This window comes from Holdemania massiliensis AP2, from assembly GCF_000327285.1.
Taxonomy (GTDB): domain Bacteria; phylum Bacillota_I; class Bacilli_A; order Erysipelotrichales; family Erysipelotrichaceae; genus Holdemania; species Holdemania massiliensis.
Window position 1 is genome coordinate 1,590,143 of the sequence record NZ_HE998567.1, and the last position, 23,497, is coordinate 1,613,639.

The following is a 23,497-nucleotide window of genomic DNA, read 5'->3' on the forward strand; positions in this document are numbered from 1 at the left end:
GATATTTCTGCCATATTGAAATCCTCCTATGATTAATATTGCGGAAAATCAGAAAAAGCCCCACAAAAAATGGAAAAATTGAAATAACTTTCTTGAGTACCTTCTTACAAGTTTATATTAACTCATTTGAGAACGTTATTCAATCCCTTCTCTCTCTATCCACAAAATAAAAAGCAGTCATTCACTGCCTTTTATTTGCTATATTCTTACTCACGATTAAAAAGAATTAGGTAAGATTATAAGGAAAGCTGACCTTAATCTTCCTGCTCCTTCTTTACTGCTTCCTATTTAGTTTGGAACTGAAAATGGACTATCGCCCCTGTACAACAAGGCCCTTATTTCTTTTCCATGCTTAGCTTGCCTTCAACCAATGCGCCTTCATAAACGGAGATACTCTCTGTTGTAATATTGCCTTCCACGACACTGTGATCCAATAATGTCAGCATTTGACCGCAATAAAGATCACCGCGGATATGCCCATTGACCGTTACAATCTCAGCCTGAAGGTTGCCGACAATTTCAGAACCAGGCAGAATTTCTATCGTTTTCTCGCACAGAATATCCCCATGAACAACACCGCCGTTTATACGCAGCGCTAATGCCTGGATTGAACCATCAATCTTTCCATCCATGTTCACATAGCCTTCCGTGATAATATTGCCGGTAATTTTACCATGAAACTCCAAATCCGAGCAGCCTTCAAGATCTCCAATTATCTTCATATCCGCTGTAATTGTCGTCTTTTTATCTTCGCCAACCGCCGCCTTGCGCGCTTCTTCCGGTTCAGCTTCCGCAAGCTGGATCTCCGGTGCAATATCCATCTTTTCAGCCTCGTTCTTTTCTGCCATAATGTCGGTAAGTTCCGTTATTTCCTGATTATCCGGCAGCCTTTCTTCCAGTTTTGCTTCAGCTTCCTCCACTTTGGGCACCTCCTGTTCTAAAGGACGATCGACAATTTTAACCTGTTCTTCATCCTTCCCTTTAGTCAACTGTTCCCTTGTGTTTAAAATTGATTTCCATGATTTTTGATTTGCTTTGCCATACTTTTTTGTCATTTTTGCAGCACTCCTTCTCTCTCTGACTAAGGATATAAAAAACATCTCATCGCTTGGCTTTTTTATCCCTGTTTCCCCCTTGCCCCATTCAGGGATTCGATTTGAAATAAGCTTATTTTAACGCTGGCAAAATCATTCGCTATCAGAATGATTGAGTGACGTTATTGGTCGGTTATTATTTTACCACACAGCAAACTTCAATTCCTTCCGCTGGCAAAAACAGCGCATGAAACGACAAAAATTGCGTTGTTTGGAATTTCCTTCTTTCGTATAATTAAATTAACGAATTCAAGGAGGAAGAAGCAATGCAGATTGCGCTCTGTGATGATCAAGCCGAAGATCTAAAACAGCTGACCTATCTGATCGGTACGCAGCATTTTACGACTGCTTTTTCCAGCGGCGAAGCCTTGCTTGTTTCCATGGAAGAATTTCATGAACGTTATGATCTCTATCTTCTGGATATCTTTATGGAAGGGATCAGCGGTTTAGAATTAGCGCGGCAGATCCGCCGTCTTGATCCGGACGCATTGCTTTGCTTTGTATCAACCAGCGATGATTTTTATCGGGAAGCCTATAATTTATACATCTTTCAATATTTAGTCAAGCCGATCAGTCAGACGCAGATCCACGAGCTGCTGCAGCGTGCTCAGATGCAGATTCAGCTGCAGCGCCAGCAGCAGATCGTTCTTGAAACGCGGGGAAAATCCGTTGTTGTGCCGTATCATAAGCTGATCTTTGTGACCAGCCGCGGACACACATTGTTGTTTCAATGTCAGAACAAAGTGATGTATTCGATTCGTGAAAAACTGAGTGTGATCGCAGAACGGCTGGATCCGCAGATTTTCTTCCGCTGTCATCAAAGCTATCTTGTCAACCTGTATTTAGTCGACAGTCTGGATCAGGATGAATTTCTCTGCGGGGAATATCATATTCCCATTTCCCGCAGTTATTTAAGTCAGGCACGCAAATTGTATCACGAAGTTATTTTTAGGAATCTGAAATAAGGAGGCGATCTTGTGGAAAACCTGCGTGATTTTTCAGTGATCTGGTCATTGGTGCACATTCTCCTTATATTTATGCTGCTAAGCCGTTCACGGTATTCGCTGCGGGTCACCGTTTCGCTGACCTTATGCTTTATGGGCTGCCTGATCCTGGCCAACGCCTTCCTGTTGAAAGCCATCAAGATTGACAGTATGGGACGGATATTTGTCCTCACCTGCACAGTGCCGACGCTGTTGTTTTATTATTGGATTTCATACGACCGCGGCTGGAAATTTTGTTTTACCTTCTGTCTGGCAGACACCTGCGCCCTGTGGCTGTGCATTACCACCAATCTGCTCGATCTTCTGCTTCATGGCCAGTTTTACATTTTATTTATTACGCGGATGATCGCTTTCCCTCTCGCTGAATATGTGGCGTTCCGGTATTTGCGCAGACCTTATCAGAATTTGCAAAAGACAGTTTCACGGGGATGGGCAATTTTTACGTTAATGGCCATATTGTACTATGCGTTATTGTGCATTATGCCTAACTGGCCCAATCCGATCATCAACCGGCCGGCCGATATTCCCGCGCTGATCTTGGTTCTGGCTGCGATGCCGGCAACTTATTTAACAATCTTTTCAACGCTGCACAGCCAGCTGCTGCTTTTCGAACGCAGTCAAAAGGCACGGCAGCTGCAAATGCAGAAAGAAGCTGCCGAGCAGCAGTTGGAAAACCAACAGGCCCTTCGCCAGCTTCAGCATGATATGAAAGCTCATCTGATTGTCTTAAACGGACTGCTGAGCGAAGCCCGGGTTGAAGAAGCGCAGGCTTATCTTCAGGAAATCAATGCTTATGCGATGGATGAGCGCAAGAAAGAATTTTGTGCTGATCCATATCTGAATGCAGTTCTGCAGCAGTATTCCGACCGTTTTCTGAAGTTGGGCGCACAATGGGAATATGTCTTAAAGTATCAATCATTCCCTTTAACGCACGCCGAAACTTGTTTGATTTTCTCCAATGCGTTGGAAAATTGCTGCGACGCACTTCAAGCGCTGCCGCCGGCCCTGCGGGAGGTTTCCGTTCAAACAGATATTCAGCAGAATTACGCGCTGATCCGAATTAAGAACCGATGTGGTCAAAAACTCCAGCTGACTCCGCATGAGCTTCCGCCCAGCTGCAAAAAAGACAGCGGGCACGGCTTGGGCTTGACTACCATTCAGGACATTGCCCAGCGGCAGGGCGGCAATATTCACTGCTCGGTGGAAAATGGCTGGTTTATTCTTGACGTGATGTTGAAGCTGGAACCCGTCTGTGATCCTCAAGCGTCAGCCGATACCACCCTAGCATAAACAAATACCGCAGATTCAGGATCCGCGGTATTTTTTCAGATTGAGCTGAAGCTTCCAAACGCTGTTTTCTTGTTTGCTTTCCAATGCAGTTCAGACTTATTTTTGCAGATCATGGCGCATCGCAGCGTAGCCGATCCAGACTGTCCAAACATAGGCGCAGGTCTTCGGAATCATCAGCATTCCGATCAGCGGTACCGTATCCGCCCACAAAACAACTGGAATGTAGAAGCCGAAACTGAGAATGATGGTCAGGCTCATCCAGCGAAAAGCCTGGTCCTGATGCTGTTTAACACTTTGATAAAACAGTACAATAATCAGCAAACCCATCAAAGCAAACGGAATATTGCGGTATATTCCCCAAGCCAGCGGCGCCTCAGCACTGGTCCAGCCATTCTGCGGAAACAGACACAATCCAATTCGTACCAAGGCCAACAGATAGACCGTCCACGTCAGACCTTTTTTTCCTGTAACCTGATAACGCTGGCGCCAGACGTAATATAATAAAACATAGAAAATCGTCATCGTGATCGAAGTGATGAATTTGCCGACGCCTAAAGCTACAGTATAATTCTCCAAGCCGGTCGTACACAACGCGATCGCCCGCGGCACTAAGTGGAAGGCATCTCCCGCCCCCAATGTCACCGCCATAATCCCGAACAGAAAATACTGACGAGATTGACGGCCCTGACGAATCATGAGAATTCCCAGCGTCGTGACCGTACAAAGATAAACAAGATCAAAAACCGTTTCAACAATAGCCTGCATGGTTATTTCCTCCTTTTATGAACATTGTTCATTATAGAGAGAAAAGCTTATTCTGTCAACACCTTTTCCAGTTTTATATTTTCTGTCCGCAGCCTTTTCCCGAGCGAGCATCAGCGTTGACTTCTTGATCGAACTCTCCTATAATGAACGCAGTTCATATCATGAAAGGAGTGAGATCTTGCCTAAACTTCTGCCCAATTTACGTCAGACTTTGATTGAAAAAGCGATTGAGCTGTCGCGGACTGGCGGCTTGAGCGGCTTAAAACTGAGAGATTTAGCCCGGGAATGCGATATCGCCTTAGGCACTTTGTATAACTACTACCCCACCAAGGACAGTCTGGTGCTCGATGTTGTTCAGCAATTCTGGCAAAATTGTTTTCATCAGAAAACATTTCCGGAAGGCAATGTTTTAGTCAAGCTGGATTGGCTTTATGCCATGATGAAACAAAGCATCGATGAGTTCTCCGCTGAATTTCTGCATGCGGCTTCAGGTTTATCCCCGGCTGCTCTGGAGGAGGCAAAGACCCGCGAACTGCGCGCGCAGACTCACCTGACACGTCAGCTGGCGCTGGCCCTTCAAACCAGCTTTCCTGATGAAACGGAAGAACAGCTCAATGAACGGGCAGCTTTTCTGTTCACCAGCTTGTTGGGCTGTCTGGAAAATCGTGGTTATCAATACAGCTCACTGCGCCGCTGGCTGGAAGCGTCACTGTCCCATCCTTCAAAATAAAAAGGTTAAAAAGAAAGGTATTGAACACAATGAAAAAATTCATCAACATAGCTTTTATCTACGCGCTGTCTGCCATGGCTGCCGGCGTCTTCTTTCGGGAAGCAACCCGAATGCTGAATTATACGGACCGGACTTATTTATCTTTGGCCCATGGTCATCTGTTTATGCTTGGCACCTTGTTTTTCCTGGTCGTCGCTTTGTTAAGCAAATTCATCGATTTTGCTGAAACTTCCTCTTTTCGCAAAGCTTTCGTTGTCTATAATATCGGCTTAGTCTGGACTGTCGTCCTGTTTTTGGTTCACGGCTGGATGCAGCTGCAGGGCATGGAAGTCGGCGCGATGATCGCAGGAATTGCCGGGTTAGGACATATTCTGTGGGGCATCGGCTTAGTCTGGATTTTAAATCTGATCCGCTCCCGAGCCTAAGTCCCAGCCGATTTTGCTTCTTCAGGATTGAAAGCGAACTTAAAGAAAGAACTTGATCTGCATGCAGGCCAAGTTCTTTTTCTTATGATCCCTACACTTATTTTTTTGTTGGTTCTGAACTATCGGGCTGAGGTGATCATTGATCTTGTTCATGCGACGAATACCGGCGCAGCAGCATCTTCATATTGGAAAGCATGTCCGTTAAAATCTTATACTCTGCCGGTGTACAGTCTTTCAGATCTTCGCGAAGATCTTGCATATACATCGAAGCCAGTTTCGGTACGCTGTCCAGGATCAGCTCATCCGGCGTAACATTCAGTGCATTGGCAATACTGACAAACAGCTCCAAACTGACTTTATTCGTCCCTGTTTCTATATGGCTGATCGTGGGTATTGACACCCCTACTTTTTCAGCAAGCTTGGCTTGGGTCAGTTTTGCTTTTTTCCGTGCTCTGCGAACTCGCTGACCTAAAAGGGAATAATCCACATAATCTTTCTTCTCGCTCATATCCACCTCACAAAAATTCTTCTAAATGATTTAACCTTATTGTAACTGGATAAGAAAGCGATTATAATAAATCTGAAAGCAATATTTGCTTCACACTTAATTTTATTGAATTTCAGGCTTTAAATAAAGGAGAAAAAAATGTTAGTAACCGCGGCAACCAATGCAGAAGAAGCGTATACACTCTTAAATGAAATTGTCGGGATCGGTGATTTTTCCAGTGCTGATCTTGCGGACTTTCTGATCCTGATCTGCAAACAGGTAGGAAAAAAGGAACGCTCCATTGAAAATCTGACTAACGATTTAAAATATGGAAGCTATGATGAGGAAGACCAGCTGGAATTGATCGAGCTGTTATTTCGTGAGCAGACAATCCTTAAGAATCTGACCGAAGTGATCACAACCACCAAAGAAAAACTGGCGATTTATGAAGCCTTTGAAAACAAATAAGCATGATCATGGCTCCCGATTCCCATCAGCTTTAACCAAAACGCAACGACACAACAGAACCGCAGTGCTTGGCCCGGCTGCGGCTTTGTTCATTTCATCAAGTCAAAGCCAGCAGTGGAATGGGTCAAGAACTTGATCTGTTTTGCTTCCTGATTCAGTGCTACTGACGATAAAAATCGCGGTATTCCTGCGGCCGCATGCCGGTATTTTTTTTAAACAGGACGCTGAAATAATCGCGGTTGACAATTCCCACATTGTCTGCGATTTCCGCAATTTTCATATTGGTTTCCATTAGCAGCAGTTTTGCCCGTTCGATACGCAGACGCGTGATATAGGCGCTCAGTGAAACTTTCAAATCCCGGCTGAAGGTTCGGCTGACATAAGCGGGCGCCAGTCCCAGATGATCCGCCGCTTCCTGCAGACCGATTTCGCGCATATAGTTTTGTTTGATCCAGGCCAGGACCTGTTGGGTAATCGGGCTCATCCGCTGATAATCGGCTGCGGCTTCCTGATGAATACGGCGCAGCAGCTGCAGCACGTTTTTTTCAGTTTCTTCGACACTGAAATAACGCTCCAGCCGAAACAGCAGCTGAGCGGAGGGGAGTTCTAAGTTCAGCTGATCTTTCAGCTTCATCGTCAGCCGGTTCAGATCATTAATCACTGCGTAAGCCAGATCAAAATTATAGCTTAGCTTCACCGCTTTGCTGAAAAGCTCATGCACAGCCAGCTCCAGCTTTCGCACGTTCTTATCGAAGATCAACAATTCAATTTGTTCAAAAAGCTCCCGAATTCGCTTCCAATCCCCTTTTCCTTCAGGAATATCCTGCTGCTGGACAACAATCGGGCGCATATCGAAATACGCCATTCGGCTCAGTTTCCGTACTGTTTCAAACGTGGCAGCCAGCGCTGAATAATCGCAAATCCATGGAGAAAGCACGGTAAAATTAGCCAACGAGGAACGTTGATAGCGTTCATCCTTCTGATACTCAGCTTCTAGGATTTCCATAATCCATCCGGCAAAAGCCAGAATCTCCGCTTCGCTTTTACTGCCCTTTTTAATCAGAAAAGCAATCTGCTTGGAACCGTCATAATTGATGACAGCATGCATCATTTCAATCTCATCCTGCCTGGCCTGATTATGAATTTGGCGAATAAACGCTTCAAAAATCCGTACGAAATCCTTACGGTTCATGTTCAGCTCAGCCGTATAATATTTCTTGGGCAACCCTGTCAAACAAAGATAAAAGTCATGGAAATCAAAGTTCAGTTCGGTTTCCACTTCATTCATCATCATCCGCAGCTGTTTTTCAGTCTGACCAAACAAGGCTTCATTGACGATCATCGTCCGGCAGAAAATTTCTTTGTTGTAGACTTCCATCCAGCATCCCTCCTGCTTCATCATAGCATATCTTCAGTCAGAATGAATCGTTTTGTAAAGCACGAAAGAAGCCTGCGCCTGCCGACTTCTTCGTTGTCTTTTTATGGTCCTAAATTTATCGTCCTCCAACACACCATCAAACCTTACTGATTGATTAAATGCTGAGCAAGCAGACGTCCAAAGGTGATGTCAATGTTGGTCGGTGCCCCGCCGAACAGACCATCATCGGCACATTCGCCAAGCGCATATAAGCCTTCGATCGGCTGGCCTTCGGTATTCATGACCTGCAGCGCATCATTCACCTGGATACCGCCCAGAGTGACCTGGATGCCCGGCTTTACTTTTACAGCATAGTACGGCGCCTGATCAATGCGTGTGTTCATGTTGTTAGTACGGCCGAATTCTTCATCTTTCCCCTGATCGAAATAACCACGGTATTTTTCTACGGTTGCCGTCAGATTCTCTGCCGGTACGCCCATCTGATCCGCTAACTCTTCCAGTGTTTGGCCTTCCAGGAAGAAACCGCGGTCCTTGAAATCAGCCAGTCGGGATGAAGTATCAACAGACTTCTGATCAAAAACGATATAGGTATAATCGCCTTCCTGTTCGATCATCCAACGGGACAGCTGCGTGTAATCCGGATAATAATCATTGCAGAAGCGTTCTCCCTTCAGATTGACAAGAATTCCGCCTTCTGCCCGAGCAACGCTCAGACTGTAGCTGCTTCCGTTCTCATCAGTATAGACTGCTGGATTCATCCGCACCACATCCATATTTGTCAGATTGGCGCCGGCTGCCTTTGCCAGCTGATGACCGTCGCCGGTACTGCCGACAGCGGTGGTAAACGGAGTTCCCGCCCATTGAGAAGCATATTCCTTCACCAGATCCTGATTTGCGGCATAGCCTCCGGTAGCAAGGACAACGTGATCTGCATGAATGATCATTTCACCTTCCGGTCCCTTAGCCTTGACGCCCACGGCTTTGCCCTGATCCATTAAAATTTCCGTAACCTGTGTTTCTGTCCGAAGATCAACACCGGCTTTTTCACATTCAGCGTTCAAAATCTTGACCAGCATGACGCCCAGCGAGCTGCCGTCTTCGATGCCGATCTGATAATTAGACATCGGGCGCGTCAGATTGGCGCCACGCTCATTCAGCCAGTCGATGCTGTCCTGACTGTTTTCCAGCAGGCGCTGTAATTGGTCGGCATTGAAATCCGGATTGGAAGCAACCTGTTTGGCAACATAATCTTCGATGCTCAGCCCCATTCCAGCTTCCTTCTGCATTTCTGTATCCACTGCGACGAAGTACGTGGCGGCCAGCAGCGTCGCTCCTCCCGGCATTGCTTGCTTCTCCAGCAAAATGACTTCCTGACCGTTATTTTGCAGTTCAATGGCCGTCATCATGCCGGCGCCCCCGGCCCCGACGACCACAGTCGTTGTCGTTTCTTCCTTTGTTTCTGCTTCCGGCTGTTGGGATGAGGCTGGTGATTGTGTCTGCGGATTCCCTGCACAGGCGGTTAAACCAAAGCCTAAAAGTAGGGATAATCCAAGGCTGTAAAGTTTTTTCATTTCATTTCCTCCCTGATACCTGCATTGTAGCATTGATAAACTTTACACAAGTTTTGAATTTTTGACTTTTCCCGTGAATTTTTGACTTTCTTTGTCTAATTTTTAACCTGAAATGAGCGGCTGCAGTTTCATAAAGGACAACGGGATTTCTTTTGCAGACTGATGTCAGCCGTACAGGAGAGATATCCGAAGCCACAGCTGCTTTAAGACTTCATTCTGCGTTCACTGTGTTTTTGAATTAGATCAAAATAAACACAAAAAAAACTGCCTTATCAGCAGTTTATCTTTATCATCATGGTGGACGCTAAGGGACTCGAACCCCTGACCCCTTCCACGTCAAGGAAGTGCTCTCCCAACTGAGCTAAGCGTCCGGTGCTTTAATATATTACCATTGATCCCTGAAAACTGCAACCCTTTTTTAGCTAAAAATATCCAAAATCGAACATCCCGCAGCGGCCAATTTCCGGATGTTTTCTGGTTTCTAACCAACAAAATTTCATTCAAATTCCCGCTGGAATTCCAAAACGGGTAAAGAAAGTTAAGGTCGGGTATGCTATAATGAAATATCGGAGGCGAACGCATCATGAATCTGCAGTTTTGTGAGTCAATCACGGGAAAGCAGCTGGACGAATTCACCCGTTCCAGCAGCTGTAATAATATATATCAGACCGAAGGCTGGGCCCAGGTAAAAAAGGAGTGGTCTGCCAAGTATGTCGGCATGCGCCAGGATGGTGAACTATGCGGTGCGGCGATGATTCTGTTCCGCAGTCTGCCGATGGGCATGAAATTAGCTTATATTCCCCGCGGCCCGATCATGGATTACACCAATTTTGAACAGATGGAATTTTTCTTATCGTCCATTCGGAAGTTTTGTGCAAAACAAGGAGCCGTGGAATGTAAATTTGATCCGTATCTAATCATTGGCAGCTATGAGCTGGATCAGAAAGAAGCCGCCTGGAACGCCCGCAGTCCGATTCCTCAGCAGCTGGCGAAAGCCAGAGCTCATTTTGCGGGCTATACAAAGCTGCTGAGTGAAACCGTACAGCCGCGCTTTCAGCTCTGTTTTCCCTACCAGGAAAATTGGGAGGCTGCCTTTCCGAAAAAGACCCGCGAAAAAATCCACAACAGTTTTGCCAAGGGCATCCAGATTGAAGTCTGGGGCATAGAACATGTCCATGAATTAGCGGAAATGATCGAATACACGGAACGGCGCAAGAATATTCATCTGCGCAATGAAGACTATTTCCGTACGATCATGGAAAACTTTGGCGATCAGGCCTGTATTCTCGCGGCTCATCTTCACTGTGATCACGCGCTGGCTCTGGTGGATCAAAAGCAGCAGGGGCTCCGGGATCATCTTCAAGAGCTGGATGAAAAGGCAAACAAAAAACGCAAGCAGCTGGAAAAACAGATTTCGGATCTGGATGAGGAAAAAGCCAAGCTGCGCCAACAGGCAGAAGAAGACGGTTCCGACATTCTGGTCAGCGCCCTGCTTTTAGTGCATGACGGCACAACCTGTGAGCTGTTATATTCCGGTTTAAATGAAAAATACCGCCGTTATCTGGCCGCCTACGCGCTGCGCTTCCGCGGCATTCAATGGGCCTTTGAACAAGGCTGTACACGATTTAATTTCGGCGGCGTGGAAGGAACACTGGACGATGGTTTATTTACCTTTAAATCATCCTTTGTTCCCAAGATCGACGTCTATCTTGGTGAATTCAGTCTGGCCTGCAAGCCGCTTCTGTATCCGATCTGGACCAAGTTATTGCCAAAGGTCAAGGAGTGGCGCCGGCAATGGTTAAGGAGGGAATCCCGTTGATGATCTGTAAATCCATCCCAGCTTCACAGCTGGACAGCTTTGTCCGTATTCATCCTTATGGACATTACATGAAGACCTCGATGTGGGCCAAGCTGCAGAAACAGGATCAGCCGCATTTTTATGGTTTTTATGATCAGGATGAACTGAAGGGAACAGCGATGATCCTGGAGCGGAAGCAGCTGGGGATTCATTACTTTTATGTTCCTTGGGGACCGTGTCTGGATTACAGCGATTCTGATCTGAGTGAACAGTGTCTGCGGGGCTTGATCCAGCTGGCGGAAAATGCCAAAGTGGATTTCCTGCGGATCGATCCAAATGTACTCAGAATGGAACGGGATATCAAAGGCAATCCGATTGAAGGCGGAGAAAATCATGAGGATGTCACGGCCTTGCTGAAATCACTGGGCTTTGTGCATAAAGGCTACGGTTACGCCTATAACGGCAGCTGGGTCAACCGCTATACGTTGATCATCGACCTTTCCCCTTCGCTTGAGGAAATCGTCAAACACTTCTCAAAAGCCCGGCAGAACAGTCTGCGCCGGCATGCGGTGATCGGTGTTTCAACTCGGCTTGGAACGGTCGAAGATATTCCGCAGTTATGTGAATTTGAACGGCAGCTTTCTCAAATTCAGGGCTTTAAGCCGCATACTGAAACTTTCTTTCAAGATCTTCTGGAGGCTTTCGGCGAACATGCCGTTTTGTATGTCACCGAAATTGATCTGGATCAGATGATCAACGGCATCCAGCAGGAAATTGACAGCGGCAAATATCATAAAGATCCCGAAGCGCTGCAGTCCAAGCTCAAAGAAAAAGAAAAAGCCGCGGACTTAAAAGCCCGGTACGGCACAAAACCGGCGATTGCGGCGGGCTTGTTCCTGCGATTGGGCGAACAGTCGTGGGATCTCTATACCTACAATCATAAAGATTTCAATTTTATCAAGGCGGTGGATAACCTGCATCGCTTCGCAGTGGAAGATATGAAAAATCACGGCGTGCTGCACTACGATATGTGCGGTTTCTCCGGGGTCACCGAGAAGTCCGATCCGCATTTCGGCCTTTACGATTACAAGCGTTCCTTCGGTTCGATTTATACCGAACGGATCGGAGAGTTCGATTATCTCCGTCATCCGCAGCGCACCGCCCGCTGGAAAAAAGCGGATCGTTTCCGCCGCCGGGTAAAGCGCAAACTCATCGCTCTGCATTATGGCAAACAGGAGAAGCAAGCATGAGGCCGATTGGACTGACCTCCGTGACCTTTCGCGAATTGACAGCCGCTAAGATCATCGCGCTGGCGGCACAAACGGGATGTGCGGGCATCGAATGGGGCAGCGATGTGCATGTTCCGGCAGGCCAGCTGGATTGTGCAGAATGGATCAAAGATCAGTGCCGCCAACATCAGCTTGAGATTTTCTCCTATGGCAGCTATTACAAGCTGAATCAAGGCTTGAAGCCGGAAGTCGATTTCCAGGCTTATCTGGACAGTGCCGTCAAATTGGGAGCTCCGCTGATCCGGATCTGGGCCGGAAGAACAGCCTCGGCTCAGGCGGACGCCGATTTCTTTGAGCGCGCCGTTGCCGAGACTCAGCAGTGCTGTGATTTGGCGGCGCAGGCCGGGATTGAGGTCGGATTTGAATATCACCGCAAATCGCTGACGGACAACAATGTTTCCGCCGTTCGTCTGCTTAACGCCGTGAATCGAAAAAATTGCCGAACCTACTGGCAGCCTAATCCAGAAAAGAGCGCCGAAGAAAATCTTCAGGAGCTCACCGACATTCTGCCCTGGCTGGCAAGGGTTCATGTGTTCAGCTGGAACAGCGATAACTCACGCCTGCCGTTAGCGGATCAGGAAAAGGCATGGAAGCGCTGGCTGAAAATCATTCCTGAATCGGTTCCGCTGATCCTCGAATTTGTCAAAGACGATCAGCCGGCGCAGTTTCAGCGTGATGTCCAGGCTTTGCGCAGCTGGTGTAATACAACTCAGAAATAAGAAAAGTCGAAACTCTCGGCTTTTTTATTATGCCAATCGTTTCGGCTTCTTTAACAGAACAAGTTAAAATGATGGAATCACAAAGTAATCTTCGGAGTTTCCTGCTGCTTTAGCTCAGCCTGGAAAAAGGCTTTTGCTTCCGCATGGATCAAACCTGCGATCAAACTGGACGGAAACATCTGAAGCTTTTCATTATACCGTGCCACGTTCGCATTGTAAGCGCGGCGGGCGGCCTGCAGATGTTCCTCGACGTCCGCGATCGTTTCCTGAAGCTGCAGAAAATTGGCGGAGGCCTGTAACTGCGGATAGCCTTCCGCTACCATCAATAACTGTTTTTGCACCTGGGTATACTGATCCGCCAGCGCTTCTTTTTCGTTCAGCGTCATTGAAGTGCGCAGCTTCGTCAATTCAGTCAGTACCGCCTGCTCGTGCTTGGTATATCCGCGGACGGCTTCCTGAATGTTCGTCAGCGAGTCATAGCGCTTTGCCAGCGCAACATCAATCCCCGACAGCGCTTCCTCACATTTAATCCGGCTGCGGATCAGTTGGTTATAGAGTCCAATTCCCGTGCCGATTACAACGATGAGAACACCTAATAAAATAATCATAATTTATTCCCCTTTCTCTGTCTGCCCTCCCTGCGGTGAAATTCCTGTTCCTATTCAAGTCAGCTGAAGCAAGTCGATCAATTCACAGATCAGTCGGGCTTCCTTGCGGATTTCGTTCAGCTGCGGCAAGGTGATCGCCGAAAATACCGGCGGCTCAAAGCTGTTCTGCCGATTGTCCACCGCGACATGGAACTGCCGGTCGAAAAAGCCATAATACATCCGGCCGGCGATTTCCCGTTCCGCCTGTTCCAGCTTTTCCATAAAATGCGGCGTCAACAAATAAAAGGCTTCCTGTTCATCCTCGGCATAGATCTCAAACTTCTCATTGAACGCCTCATTTTCCATTTCAATCCGTTCCGTTTTTAATCCGCTGAACCATCCGCCCGGCTTTCCGTTGGCAAGAAACTCTTTTTCCCGCACCAACAAATAATGGCCAAAATTCTTGGAAAAATCGAACACCATCCACGGACCTTCAAACAGCGTTGTCACCGTCGTCGTCTTCCCGGTATGCGTCACCTGCTGAGTTAAAACATCACTGCGGCGAAACGGACAGCCATGATAACTGCCAGAGAGCTGATCATCGCTGAAAAAACGGTTGCCGGTAGGGATAAAATGAGCTTCCTCCACCCACTCCTGGTTAAAGCCGGCATCCGCGTTCAGCTTGACATCCTCAAACATTTCCCGCAGAACCGCCAGCACGATTTGATTTTTATACGCTCGGACATATTTCGGCTTCTCCGTGATGTTGATCCACAAGATCAGAACCAACCCCAAGACCCCTGTCAATACGCCGAAGGAAAAGCTGGAAAATAACAGAAGTACTCCCACACCTATCAGAACGCCTCCCAATACGGTTATGACCATAATTCGTTCCCGCTGATGATTCAGCTGCACTAAAATTTCATCCAATCTGATCCCCCCATCCTGATTTTCATTATAGCATGCGGCTGACGCACAATTCATGTTCGTAAGAAAATTGTCAAACTCTTTGGGCCGTACAGTCCGGATTGACCATCAGAAAACCGAAGCTCTGGATCAATGATCACTTTGGCTTCGGTTTTTTTCATTCTTGACAAAAACAGATTAATCCCGGCGCAGCGCTTCAATCGGCGAAAGATTGGCAGCCTTGCGGGCTGGGACAATCCCGAAGAAAATGCCGACAGCGGAAGAAAACAGGGTTGCGATCAGAATTGTGGACAGGCTGATCCGCGGGGTCAGCGGCATGACTAGGCAGATCAATTCCGCTCCGCCGATCCCCAGAATAATTCCGATAATACCGCCGATTGCGGTAATGATCGCCGATTCAGCGAGAAACTGCCACAAAATCGAACTGGTCCGCGCGCCCAGGCCTTTGCGGATACCAATTTCCCGGGTTCTTTCCGTTACGGATACAAGCATAATATTCATAACACCGATGCCGCCGACCAGCAGACTGATCGCAGCGACAAATGAGATGAAGGTCGTGATCATGTTCAGCACTTCATTGATCTGTCCCATCTGTTCGTTGAATTCCTGCATCAGGAAGGCGCCCTTGCCCTGGGTTTGATGACGGCTGTCAAGCAGGCTCAGCGCCGATTGAGCTACCGAAGCGGAATACTCATTGCCTTCAGAGATAATATAGATGCTGCTGAAATCATCCGTTCCCATATCAAAGGACTGCAGTGCCGTATACGGCATTTCCATCGAGATTGGCGCGCCTTCATACGTTGATGAAACAAACGTACCTTCAACATCCTTGCGCACCCCGATAATCCGAATGTCCTTGGTAATATTCATAATCGAAGCTTCAATCGACATGCCGACAATGTCGGCTGTACCAAACAATTTCTTGGCATCGGATTCGCCGATCACGCCGACTAAGCGACCGCCTTCAAAATCAGATTCATCAAAATAGCGCCCATGCAGCATCGGCTGCACCGACATCGCATGCATATCTGGATTGCCGCCGCTGATCGACAGATCAAAATTGCCTTTTTGGGTCAAGGCACTGCCCCATGCGCCCAGCGTCGGCGTCACCCCTTTAACGTGGTCGATTTTCGTGCGGATCGTATCGATGTCCTTTTCCGTAATAAACGCCGGTTCCCCTGCTGTATAATTCTGACTGGCATAAATGTAGATCTGACCGCCGGCAATGCTGTTGAGTTCATCGCTGATCGTTCCTTTAGCGCCGTTGCCGATCGCCATAATCATGATAACGGAAGAGATGCCGATAATAATTCCCAGCATCGTCAGAATCGACCGGCCTTTATTCGCCCGGATATTCTTGACCGCCATCTTTACATATTCAAATAGCTGCGTCATCTGCGGCCTCCTTTACTGCTGGACAGGCGTGACCTGCAACCCCTCCTGCAGTCCGGCCGCGGCACTCAGCACGATCAGATCGCCTTCGCTTAGTCCGGAGCGAATTTCCGCCTCGTCATCGGAAGTCACGCCGATCTCAACTGACTTGCGGATTAACAGACCGTTTTCAACAGCATAGACAAAGCTTCCCTCACGATCGGTATTGATCGCTTCCACCGGAACTAACAGCACGTTGTCAGCTTTGGCCGTATTGACGGAAACCTTCGCTTCTACGCCTAAGAAAATGTTGTCATCCGGATTGTCGAACCGTACCTGAGCATGGATTACCGGTGTTCCCTGAGCATTGACCTCAGCGACCTTGCTGATCTTTTCCACCGTACCGGTATACTGTGAACCGGCCAGCGTAATCTGGGCTTTCTGTCCGACTGCGATCTTTTCCAAATCGTACTTCGTGATTGAAATCTCAGTCATGACCTCGCGGTTGGAAGCGATCGTGATCAGTTCCATGCCTTCGGATGTCGCGGCGCCTTCCTTGGTGTTGACCTTGGTGACAATGCCGGAGAATTCGGCCTTGATCCCAGCTCGTGCCAGCTGCAGCAGTTCTTGGGTGCTCATCGCAGCCAGCTCGCTTAAATTGGTATTGGCCTGCAGCTGAGTCTTCATTTCGTTGGAAAGAATCGCAGCCTGGGCTGAATCGCGAACGCCTTCCCGCTTAGCCAGCTCGGATTCCTTCTGACTTAATTCGGTCGTGGCTTTTTCCAGATCAGCCTGCAGCTGGACAACCTTTGCCGCCGCATCACCAGAGGCCCCCTGCAGCTGCTTGATCTGGTCTGCAATTTCCTGCTTCCGCTGCTTATGGGAATCCATTGTCGTATTGAGCTCAGTCAGCTCGCCTTGCAGGCGATTGATCTCCTGTTTCAGCCTTTCTATTTCAGTACTTGGATCCTCTGTCGGAACCGGACTTGTGGAAGGATCAGGTGAGGATGGATTAAGCAGGGCATCCAGAGCCGCCTGATTCTGGTCGATTTCTCTCTGTTTTTCACTGATCTGCAGCTCCAGCTGTGCGATTTGACCGTCTAAATCCCCCGCTTCTTTCTGCAGTTCGGCAATTTTCTGTTGGTTGGCGGCGTTGCTGCCTTCCTGTTCAGCCTGTTCTTTTTGCGCTTGGGCCAGCTGATCTTTTAATTTACTGACACGGTCACGCAGATCGTTGGCTTCAGCATAAAGCTTTTCGGCATCATGCTTAGCCTGGCTGTATTCATTGGCTTTTTCATTGCTTTTATTCAAGCTGTCGTTATATCCGCTGCGCGCCGCGGTCAGCTCCAGATTGGCTTTCTGCACCTGTTCCTGAATCGAATCCAGATCATAACCGACGATCAGATCGCCGGCGCTGACGTTATCTCCTACTTCCAGCGGCAGCTTCGCAATGTTCGCGCTGACCGGTGAAAAGTAGGTCTTCTCAGATAAGGAAGAAACCAATCCGCTGGTATCCAGCGTCTGCTCTACATTACCGCGGGTAACCGAGGTCACCGCCACCGTTGGCAGCATAGGCTTGCGTGTTAAGTTGGAAACGACGACATAGAGAACGAGCAGTCCAACGGCGCCCAGAATCAAGGTTTTCTTCTTCGGCAGGGTCAGCCTGCGTTTTTTCTTCTCTTTTCCCGGTTTCTTTTCCGGTGCTGTCGGTTCAATTTCAATGACTTCTACTTGCTTCTCTTCCATCTTTACTTTCCTCCCTCATTGTTTATATCGGAATCGATCTGGCCGTCGCGAATATGAATAATCCGTTTCGCCTGGGCGGCAATCTCGTTGTCATGCGTAATCAAAATGACGGTTCGACCGCTGGCATGCAGCTGCTTCAGAATTCCCAGAATCTCTTTGCTTGAAGCTGAATCCAGGTTGCCTGTTGGCTCATCCGCTAAAATTAACGGCGGAGCGGCGGCAATCGCGCGGGCAATCGCCACACGCTGCTGCTGACCACCGGACATCTGGGAAGGCTTATGATCAAGCCGGTGACCCAGCCCGACTTTTTCTAATGAAGCAATCGCCAGCTGACGCCGTTCCCGTTTGCCAATACCGCGATAAATCAGGGGAACCTCAACATTTTCCACGGCCGTCAGATTGGGGATCAAGTTAAATCCCTGAAAAATAAAACCGATTTCACGGTTGCGGATATCCGACAGTTCATTGTCGCTCAGCTTGGCCACATTCTGACCGCTCAGATAATAATCACCTGAAGTCGGTACATCAAGACAGCCCAGCTGATTCATCAATGTTGATTTTCCTGAACCGGACTGCCCGATGATCGCCACCAATTCACCGCGGTTAATCGTCAGATTGACATGATCCAATGCTCGGACTTCCACTTCTCCCGGATTGTATATTTTACATAGATCCCTGATTTCAATTAAAGCTTCAGCCATGAACTTCCCTCCCTGTCATGCTTAAATCGATCTCCATTATAAAGTCCAAGGCTTAAACCCATCGAAAGGAATCCTAAAGAACTTTATAAGATTTTTGTATTAAGACAGTAACACATTAATACATCATTGAACTATTGTCAATCCTTTTTTTACAAATTTCTGATCTTTTTTCTCATATATCTTTTTCTTTTTTTTCTTATTTATCTTTCTTGAAGCTTATTATATTCTGATTTTTGTAAAAAGCAAGCCCCCTTTTTCCAGATTCTGCCTGATAACAACATTATTGTACGCGCGGATGTTTCGCTTCACCATGGATTTAACTTGCAAATAACGAACAATCCTGTCACATTTCCTAAATAAAAAAACGCGGGAACTGCCGATGAAGTTGGCGTTGGTCCCGCGTTTAAATCACGCTTAAAAATTGTCCGATCTGTACCAGCAGCCGCCGAAATCGGGTTGACGAGTGAATCTCAAACACGATCAGCTGAGCTGCAGCTAGCACTATCAGCCGCTGTATTTGTTCCTGCAGCATCATCGCCAGAAAAAAACCACCCAGGTGAGATCCCTGCACAGGCGGTCAAACGAAACCTGAGTTTTGGCAATCTGCTGCTCCATCGCAATGATCTTCTACCCCAGAGGACAGGTCAATTCTTTTTCTGCAAAATGAACTCACTCTGACGGCCATTCACAGTCATTCCGCTCCGTAGCTTCGATTACGCAATCTGAAAATGCCGCCTGATGACGCCTGGTGAAAAGAAAAGACCCCAATCTTTCCAGGGTCTTCCTTGATTTATCTTTTCTAATGATAGGCTTCACTGATAAACTCTGCAGGCAAGCTCATTCGACGACTTTGCCCGGATTGAGAATGCCGTTGGGATCAAAGGCAGCTTTGATCCGCCGCATCAGCTCGATCTGAGCCGGCTGCAGCGATTGTCTGAGATATTCCCGTTTGGCATGGCCGATTCCATGTTCGCCGGACACTTGGCCCTTCATCGCTGCGGCTTTTTCATATAACGCATCCATGCATCGCGTGACCTTTTCCTGCCATACCGCTTCTTCGAGTGCATCCTTCAGCACGTAGATATGCAGATTGCCGTCCCCCGCATGGCCAAAGCTGCGGATCCGTATATCCTCCTGCAGCGACAGATCACGGGCGAACTGACAGAACTCAGCCACCTTGTCGATGTCCACAACAACATCACATTCATCCATCTGCGTCGTTGAGTTTTTAATCGCCTCCAAAAAAGCTCCGCGGGCATCCCAGATGCTGCTCTGGCGCTCCTCCGTATCGGAGATAAAGACATCTTCCGCGCCCTCTTGCAAAGCCAGCTCAGCGCAGTCGTGGATCATCGCCTGCATTTCTTCCGGGGTATTGGCACTGTATGAAACGATCAGATAGGCATTGAACTCCTTATTGGGGAAATCCTTACCGAGATAATCCTGAGCATCCTGGATGACTTCTTTTTCCATGAATTCAATCGTCGTCGCCACTGCCGGCAGCCGCATGATCTTCGGTACCAAGGTCAATGCCTGGCCTAGCGTATTAAACGGAATTAACAGCGACGTCATCGCACGCGGTTTCGGAAGCAGCTTCATGATAATTTTGGTGACTACGGCCAGCGTTCCTTCTGAACCGACGATCAGATCCTTTAACGAATAGCCGGAGCTGTTCTTCGAGGTCTTGCCGCCCAGCATCAAGACGCTGCCATCCGCCAGCACGACTTCCAAACCGCGGACATAATCCCGGGTGACGCCGTATTTCACAGCCCGCATTCCGCCGGCATTGGTCATCACATTCCCGCCGACCGAAGCACTTTTTTCTCCCGGATCGGGGGCATACAGCAGATTGTGATCGGCCGCTTCCTCTATGATTTCCATCAACAGCACCCCCGGCTGGATGACGGCGTTCATCGTTTCTTCATCGATTTCCAGAATCTGATTCATCCGCATCATCGACATCACAATCCCGCCTTGCGTCGCCACGCAGCCGCCGCATAAGCCCGTTCCGGCTCCGCGGGTTGTGACCGGCAGGTTTTCCTGATTGGCATAAGCCAGAATCTGGGATACTTCCTCAGTACAACCCGGCTGAATGACCAGTTCCGGGTCAAAACAGCCGTAGTGGGTCATTTCATCGTGCGTATAATCAGGGTGAATTTCATCGCTGACGCTGACATATTGCCGTCCGACAATCGCGCTCAGCGCCTCGATATCTTTCGTTTCTAGTTTGCGGAACATACGGCTTCGCCCTCCATTTCTTTCAGCATATTTTCGGCAATGAGTCCGGCATCACCAACGACGGCCACATGCGCCAGATCAAAGATCGGAGCCTGCGGATCGGTGTTGACCGCAATGATCTTCTCTGCGCCCTTCATGCCGGCGGCAAACTGAATCGCCCCGCTGATGCCGAAGGTCAGAATCAGTTTCGGTTTGACTGTCCGGCCCGACAAGCCGATCTGCTTTTTGACGTCATACCGGCCGCTTTCCACAAAAGGCCGGCTGCAGGCCATCTGGGCATGCAGACGCTGCGCCAGGGTTTCGATCAATGCCAAGGTTTTTTCATCCTTCACACCGCGTCCCACGGCGACGAGAATTTCGGCGTCAGAAATGCTGACCTCCTGCTCCTTCTTTTCAATTTTCAGCCATTCGATTTTGGAATCCAGCTTGGCCGAATCAATGGAACAGGATACAACCTGGCCAATTCGGGCTTGCTTCTGAGCGGCGTCCATCACCTTGTACCGCACCGTCGCAAACTGCGGCCGATGATTGGTATTCAGGATCTGAGCCATAATGTTGCCGCCAAAGGCCGGACGAATCTGCACCAGATCCGTATTTTCACGCATCTCTAAAACCGTACAGTCTGCCGTTAAGCCGGTTCTGAAACGGGCGGCTGTGCGCGGCGCCAGCGAACGGCCGCTGACCGTAGCCCCGACCAGCACGACTGTCGGATGGCTGCGCTGGATACAGTCTTCAAACACTTCGGTATAATTATCCGCACGGAAATATTTTAAGCGTGGATCCTCATAGAGGTACACGTTAGCTACCCCATAATCCAACAGCGCATCCGCCGCCGCTTCAATCTGATCGCCGATCATCAGGCAGTTGACCTGTTGACCGATGACCTGTGCCAACGCCTGCGCCTTACCGATCAGCTCCAGCGTCACCGGATGAATCCGGCCGTCACTGTGTTCAACGTAGACGAGGATATCATGCCACTGGGACTTATCAATCTGAGGCTGAGGGGCATCAGTCTGTTCGCTGATCGCCTGACTTGGACAATTACGCAGACACATCCGGCACATTTTACAGGCGGCATTGATCTGCACCTGGCCTTCAACCATCGCCATCGCGTTAAACGGACATTGCTGAATGCATAAACCGCAGCGCGTACATTTTTTCGGATCAATCACTAAGCCGCTCATGCGTTCTCCTCCTCCCACATTTTATCTTCTTTCAAAATTTCTACCAACCGTGCGGCACTTTCTGCTTCCGCCCCTTCCAATCGCAGGGTTTTCACATCGTGGGTCGGCGTAAAAATTCGCTCGACCTGCGTCGGTGAACCGGACAGACCGATCCGGGCAGGATCCAGAGTCCTGCATTGAGCTGCGCTCAAGGTGTGAATCGGATTCTTCTCCGCTGCTTTGGCTCGCTTATACGACGGCAGATTGGGCTGGAAAATACCTTTTTCCACTGTGATCAGACACGGGTAAGGAATCCGTGCAACCGCCTCAACTTCCGTTAAATCCTGTTTGACGACTAAGGCTTTCTCATCCACGTCAATCAGTTCCGTAACCCAGCTGATATGCGGTATCCCCAAGACCTCCGCCATTTCCGGGCCAACCTGAGCGGTATCGCCGTCGGTAGTCTGCTTGCCGCACAGAATCAAATCGACATGCTCGATCTGACGAATTCCGGAAGCAATCGCATAGGAAGTCGCCAGTACGTCGGCTCCAGCAAACTTGCGGTCCGTCAATAGCCAGCCTTCATCCGCACCTAAAGCAAACGCCTCCTGAAGCACCGCCTTCGCAGCCGGCGGTCCCATCGTGATCACATGGATTTTCGCTCCCGTTTTCTTCTGAATCTGCAGCGCGGTTTCCATCGCATAAAGATCATACGGGTTCATTTTGGTTTCGATGCCATCCCGTTTCAGCACGCCGGTTACCGGATCAACTTCGACCTTCTGCGTAGCCGGAACTTGTTTTACACACACAACAATGTTCACTTTTCTGTTTCCTCCCTATTTTCTTCCAGCTGCAGATGCCGCTTCATCAGCTCCGCCGCCGTTTCCGTTTGTCTGGCCGCAATCGCCCGGGTCAGCTGTTCGTGCTGGTCGATCAAAATCGCCAGTGAGCTATGAGTTGAAATCTGCCGGCGGTTGTGCGCGACGGAATATTCCATCAGACTGCCGACACTGTCCAGCGCGATTTTTAACAGCGCGTTGTGGCTGTTGTGCACCAGCGCCTTGTGAAACTGCAGATCCAGTTTGGCAGCCTGCGCTTCATCCTCGCATTGACGCATCGCACTCACCAATTCCATCAAGCCCGCATCCTCACCCTTTTCCGCAGCCAGCTCCGCCGCTTTGATTTCCACAGCCAGACGGAACTGCGCGATGTCCTGTTCACAGCCCTGCTGGGCAAACAGCAGCGGCGAAATCCGCTGAATAAACGGTTCGATCTGAAAGGCTGTGACGCGGGTCTTTTCTTTGGGCCGAATCCGCACAATGCCTAACAACGCCAGCACCTGCATGGCTTCCCGCACACAGCTGCGACTGACGTGATAGAGCTGCGCCATCTCCCGCTCAGACGGCAGCGCTTCTGAAATTTTCAGCCGGCCGCTGCCGATCTGGCTGATCACATCATCGACAATCATCTGCGAGTTCTTTTCCTGATTTTCCATAGTTCACCCCCAACTGGTCAGACCAAGTTAATTCCATTATAGAAGAACTGCTCGGAAAATGAAAGCCCTTACAGTTAATTAATTCTTTCACGAATCATTTTTATTGAATTCAGCCCGATGTTCTGTCCCGCGCTTTTCAGTCCCCAGCTTAATCGTTTATTTTCGCTCGCCAAAGACCAGAAATATGAATCAATAAATTCCAAAGATCCGGCGGTTTACGCCAACAGAAGCATTCTATGAAACAATATTTCAGT

The 23,497-nt window shown here is 48.6% G+C and carries 23 protein-coding genes and 1 tRNA gene; 8 read left to right on the plus strand and 16 right to left on the minus strand.

The genetic code is table 11. The features are described from left to right. Positions 1-335: 335 nt before the first annotated feature. Positions 336-1,055, minus strand: a complete 720-nt coding sequence (locus BN162_RS17825; protein ID WP_020224455.1) for a bactofilin family protein — start codon at positions 1,053-1,055, stop codon at positions 336-338. 305 nt (positions 1,056-1,360) lie between these two features. On the opposite strand from BN162_RS17825, the gene BN162_RS07485 reads away from it, so the two are divergent. Next, complete coding sequence (locus BN162_RS07485) at positions 1,361-2,059, plus strand: LytR/AlgR family response regulator transcription factor (RefSeq protein ID WP_020224456.1); 699 nt, start codon at positions 1,361-1,363, stop codon at positions 2,057-2,059. Positions 2,060-2,071: 12 nt separating this feature from the next. After that, the gene (locus BN162_RS07490) at positions 2,072-3,388 is read left to right on the plus strand and encodes a sensor histidine kinase (RefSeq protein WP_020224457.1); all 1,317 of its coding nucleotides are present in this window, start codon (positions 2,072-2,074) and stop codon (positions 3,386-3,388) included. A gap of 96 nt (positions 3,389-3,484) precedes the next feature. Here the strand turns inward: BN162_RS07490 and BN162_RS07495 are convergent, their stop codons facing one another. After that, positions 3,485-4,153 carry a hypothetical protein gene (locus BN162_RS07495; RefSeq protein WP_020224458.1) on the minus strand — a complete coding sequence of 223 codons (669 nt, stop codon included), beginning with the start codon at positions 4,151-4,153 and terminating at the stop codon, positions 3,485-3,487. A gap of 178 nt (positions 4,154-4,331) precedes the next feature. Here BN162_RS07495 and BN162_RS17830 point away from each other — a divergent pair, with 178 nt between their 5' ends. Next, positions 4,332-4,883 (plus strand): TetR/AcrR family transcriptional regulator, encoded by a 552-nt coding sequence (locus tag BN162_RS17830; RefSeq protein WP_020224459.1) that lies wholly within the window; start codon positions 4,332-4,334, stop codon positions 4,881-4,883. 29 nt (positions 4,884-4,912) lie between these two features. Next, the gene (locus BN162_RS07505; protein ID WP_020224460.1) at positions 4,913-5,308 is read left to right on the plus strand and encodes a DUF2871 domain-containing protein; all 396 of its coding nucleotides are present in this window, start codon (positions 4,913-4,915) and stop codon (positions 5,306-5,308) included. Between the two features lie 136 nt (positions 5,309-5,444). On the opposite strand, the gene BN162_RS07510 is transcribed toward BN162_RS07505, so the two are convergent. Then, positions 5,445-5,816 (minus strand): helix-turn-helix domain-containing protein, encoded by a 372-nt coding sequence (locus tag BN162_RS07510; protein ID WP_020224461.1) that lies wholly within the window; start codon positions 5,814-5,816, stop codon positions 5,445-5,447. Positions 5,817-5,954: 138 nt separating this feature from the next. Between BN162_RS07510 and BN162_RS07515 the strand changes: the two genes are divergently transcribed. Further along, positions 5,955-6,263 carry a hypothetical protein gene (locus tag BN162_RS07515; protein ID WP_020224462.1) on the plus strand — a complete coding sequence of 103 codons (309 nt, stop codon included), beginning with the start codon at positions 5,955-5,957 and terminating at the stop codon, positions 6,261-6,263. Positions 6,264-6,423: 160 nt separating this feature from the next. Here BN162_RS07515 and BN162_RS07520 read toward each other — a convergent pair whose 3' ends face one another. The 3 genes from BN162_RS07520 to BN162_RS07530 all read right to left on the minus strand — a co-directional run bounded on the left by BN162_RS07520 (position 6,424) and on the right by BN162_RS07530 (position 9,583). Further along, positions 6,424-7,641, minus strand: coding sequence for a helix-turn-helix transcriptional regulator (locus BN162_RS07520; protein ID WP_020224463.1), 1,218 nt, complete (start codon positions 7,639-7,641; stop codon positions 6,424-6,426). A 143-nt stretch (positions 7,642-7,784) separates the two neighbouring features. After that, complete coding sequence (locus BN162_RS07525; RefSeq protein WP_020224464.1) at positions 7,785-9,212, minus strand: FAD-dependent oxidoreductase; 1,428 nt, start codon at positions 9,210-9,212, stop codon at positions 7,785-7,787. Between the two features lie 295 nt (positions 9,213-9,507). After that, positions 9,508-9,583: transfer RNA gene (locus BN162_RS07530), tRNA-Val, on the minus strand. Positions 9,584-9,795: 212 nt separating this feature from the next. On the opposite strand from BN162_RS07530, the gene BN162_RS07535 reads away from it, so the two are divergent. Genes BN162_RS07535 through BN162_RS07545 form a run of 3 tightly spaced genes read left to right on the plus strand, consistent with a single transcriptional unit; the run spans position 9,796 to position 13,018 of the window. Then, the gene (locus BN162_RS07535) at positions 9,796-11,031 is read left to right on the plus strand and encodes a peptidoglycan bridge formation glycyltransferase FemA/FemB family protein (protein WP_020224465.1); all 1,236 of its coding nucleotides are present in this window, start codon (positions 9,796-9,798) and stop codon (positions 11,029-11,031) included. Continuing rightward, positions 11,031-12,260 (plus strand): lipid II:glycine glycyltransferase FemX, encoded by a 1,230-nt coding sequence (locus BN162_RS07540; RefSeq protein ID WP_020224466.1) that lies wholly within the window; start codon positions 11,031-11,033, stop codon positions 12,258-12,260. The genes BN162_RS07535 and BN162_RS07540 overlap by 1 nt, the downstream gene beginning before the upstream one ends. Further along, the gene (locus BN162_RS07545) at positions 12,257-13,018 is read left to right on the plus strand and encodes a sugar phosphate isomerase/epimerase family protein (protein WP_020224467.1); all 762 of its coding nucleotides are present in this window, start codon (positions 12,257-12,259) and stop codon (positions 13,016-13,018) included. Before BN162_RS07540 ends, BN162_RS07545 begins: the two co-directional genes overlap by 4 nt. Positions 13,019-13,095: 77 nt before the next feature. Here the strand turns inward: BN162_RS07545 and BN162_RS07550 are convergent, their stop codons facing one another. The 10 genes from BN162_RS07550 to BN162_RS07590 all read right to left on the minus strand — a co-directional run bounded on the left by BN162_RS07550 (position 13,096) and on the right by BN162_RS07590 (position 23,243). Then, a complete protein-coding gene (locus BN162_RS07550) occupies positions 13,096-13,626 on the minus strand; it encodes a LemA family protein (RefSeq protein ID WP_020224468.1) in 531 nt (176 codons plus the stop codon). 54 nt (positions 13,627-13,680) lie between these two features. Further along, a complete protein-coding gene (locus BN162_RS07555) occupies positions 13,681-14,535 on the minus strand; it encodes a DUF3137 domain-containing protein (RefSeq protein ID WP_167540003.1) in 855 nt (284 codons plus the stop codon). Between the two features lie 174 nt (positions 14,536-14,709). After that, entirely contained in the window at positions 14,710-15,927 is a 1,218-nt protein-coding gene (locus BN162_RS07560; protein WP_020224470.1) for an ABC transporter permease, read from the minus strand. Between the two features lie 12 nt (positions 15,928-15,939). Then, positions 15,940-17,649, minus strand: coding sequence for an efflux RND transporter periplasmic adaptor subunit (locus BN162_RS07565; protein ID WP_020224471.1), 1,710 nt, complete (start codon positions 17,647-17,649; stop codon positions 15,940-15,942). A 2-nt stretch (positions 17,650-17,651) separates the two neighbouring features. Beyond that, entirely contained in the window at positions 17,652-18,350 is a 699-nt protein-coding gene (locus BN162_RS07570; protein ID WP_020224472.1) for an ABC transporter ATP-binding protein, read from the minus strand. Positions 18,351-18,753: 403 nt separating this feature from the next. Further along, positions 18,754-18,885 carry a hypothetical protein gene (locus BN162_RS19155; protein WP_020224473.1) on the minus strand — a complete coding sequence of 44 codons (132 nt, stop codon included), beginning with the start codon at positions 18,883-18,885 and terminating at the stop codon, positions 18,754-18,756. A 302-nt stretch (positions 18,886-19,187) separates the two neighbouring features. After that, positions 19,188-20,585 carry an FAD-binding oxidoreductase gene (locus BN162_RS07575; RefSeq protein WP_020224474.1) on the minus strand — a complete coding sequence of 466 codons (1,398 nt, stop codon included), beginning with the start codon at positions 20,583-20,585 and terminating at the stop codon, positions 19,188-19,190. Beyond that, entirely contained in the window at positions 20,570-21,769 is a 1,200-nt protein-coding gene (locus tag BN162_RS07580; protein ID WP_020224475.1) for an FAD-binding protein, read from the minus strand. Before BN162_RS07580 ends, BN162_RS07575 begins: the two co-directional genes overlap by 16 nt. Next, complete coding sequence (locus BN162_RS07585; RefSeq protein ID WP_020224476.1) at positions 21,766-22,569, minus strand: electron transfer flavoprotein subunit beta/FixA family protein; 804 nt, start codon at positions 22,567-22,569, stop codon at positions 21,766-21,768. Before BN162_RS07585 ends, BN162_RS07580 begins: the two co-directional genes overlap by 4 nt. Continuing rightward, positions 22,566-23,243, minus strand: a complete 678-nt coding sequence (locus BN162_RS07590) for a FadR/GntR family transcriptional regulator (RefSeq protein WP_020224477.1) — start codon at positions 23,241-23,243, stop codon at positions 22,566-22,568. Before BN162_RS07590 ends, BN162_RS07585 begins: the two co-directional genes overlap by 4 nt. Between the last annotated feature and the right edge of the window lie 254 nt (positions 23,244-23,497).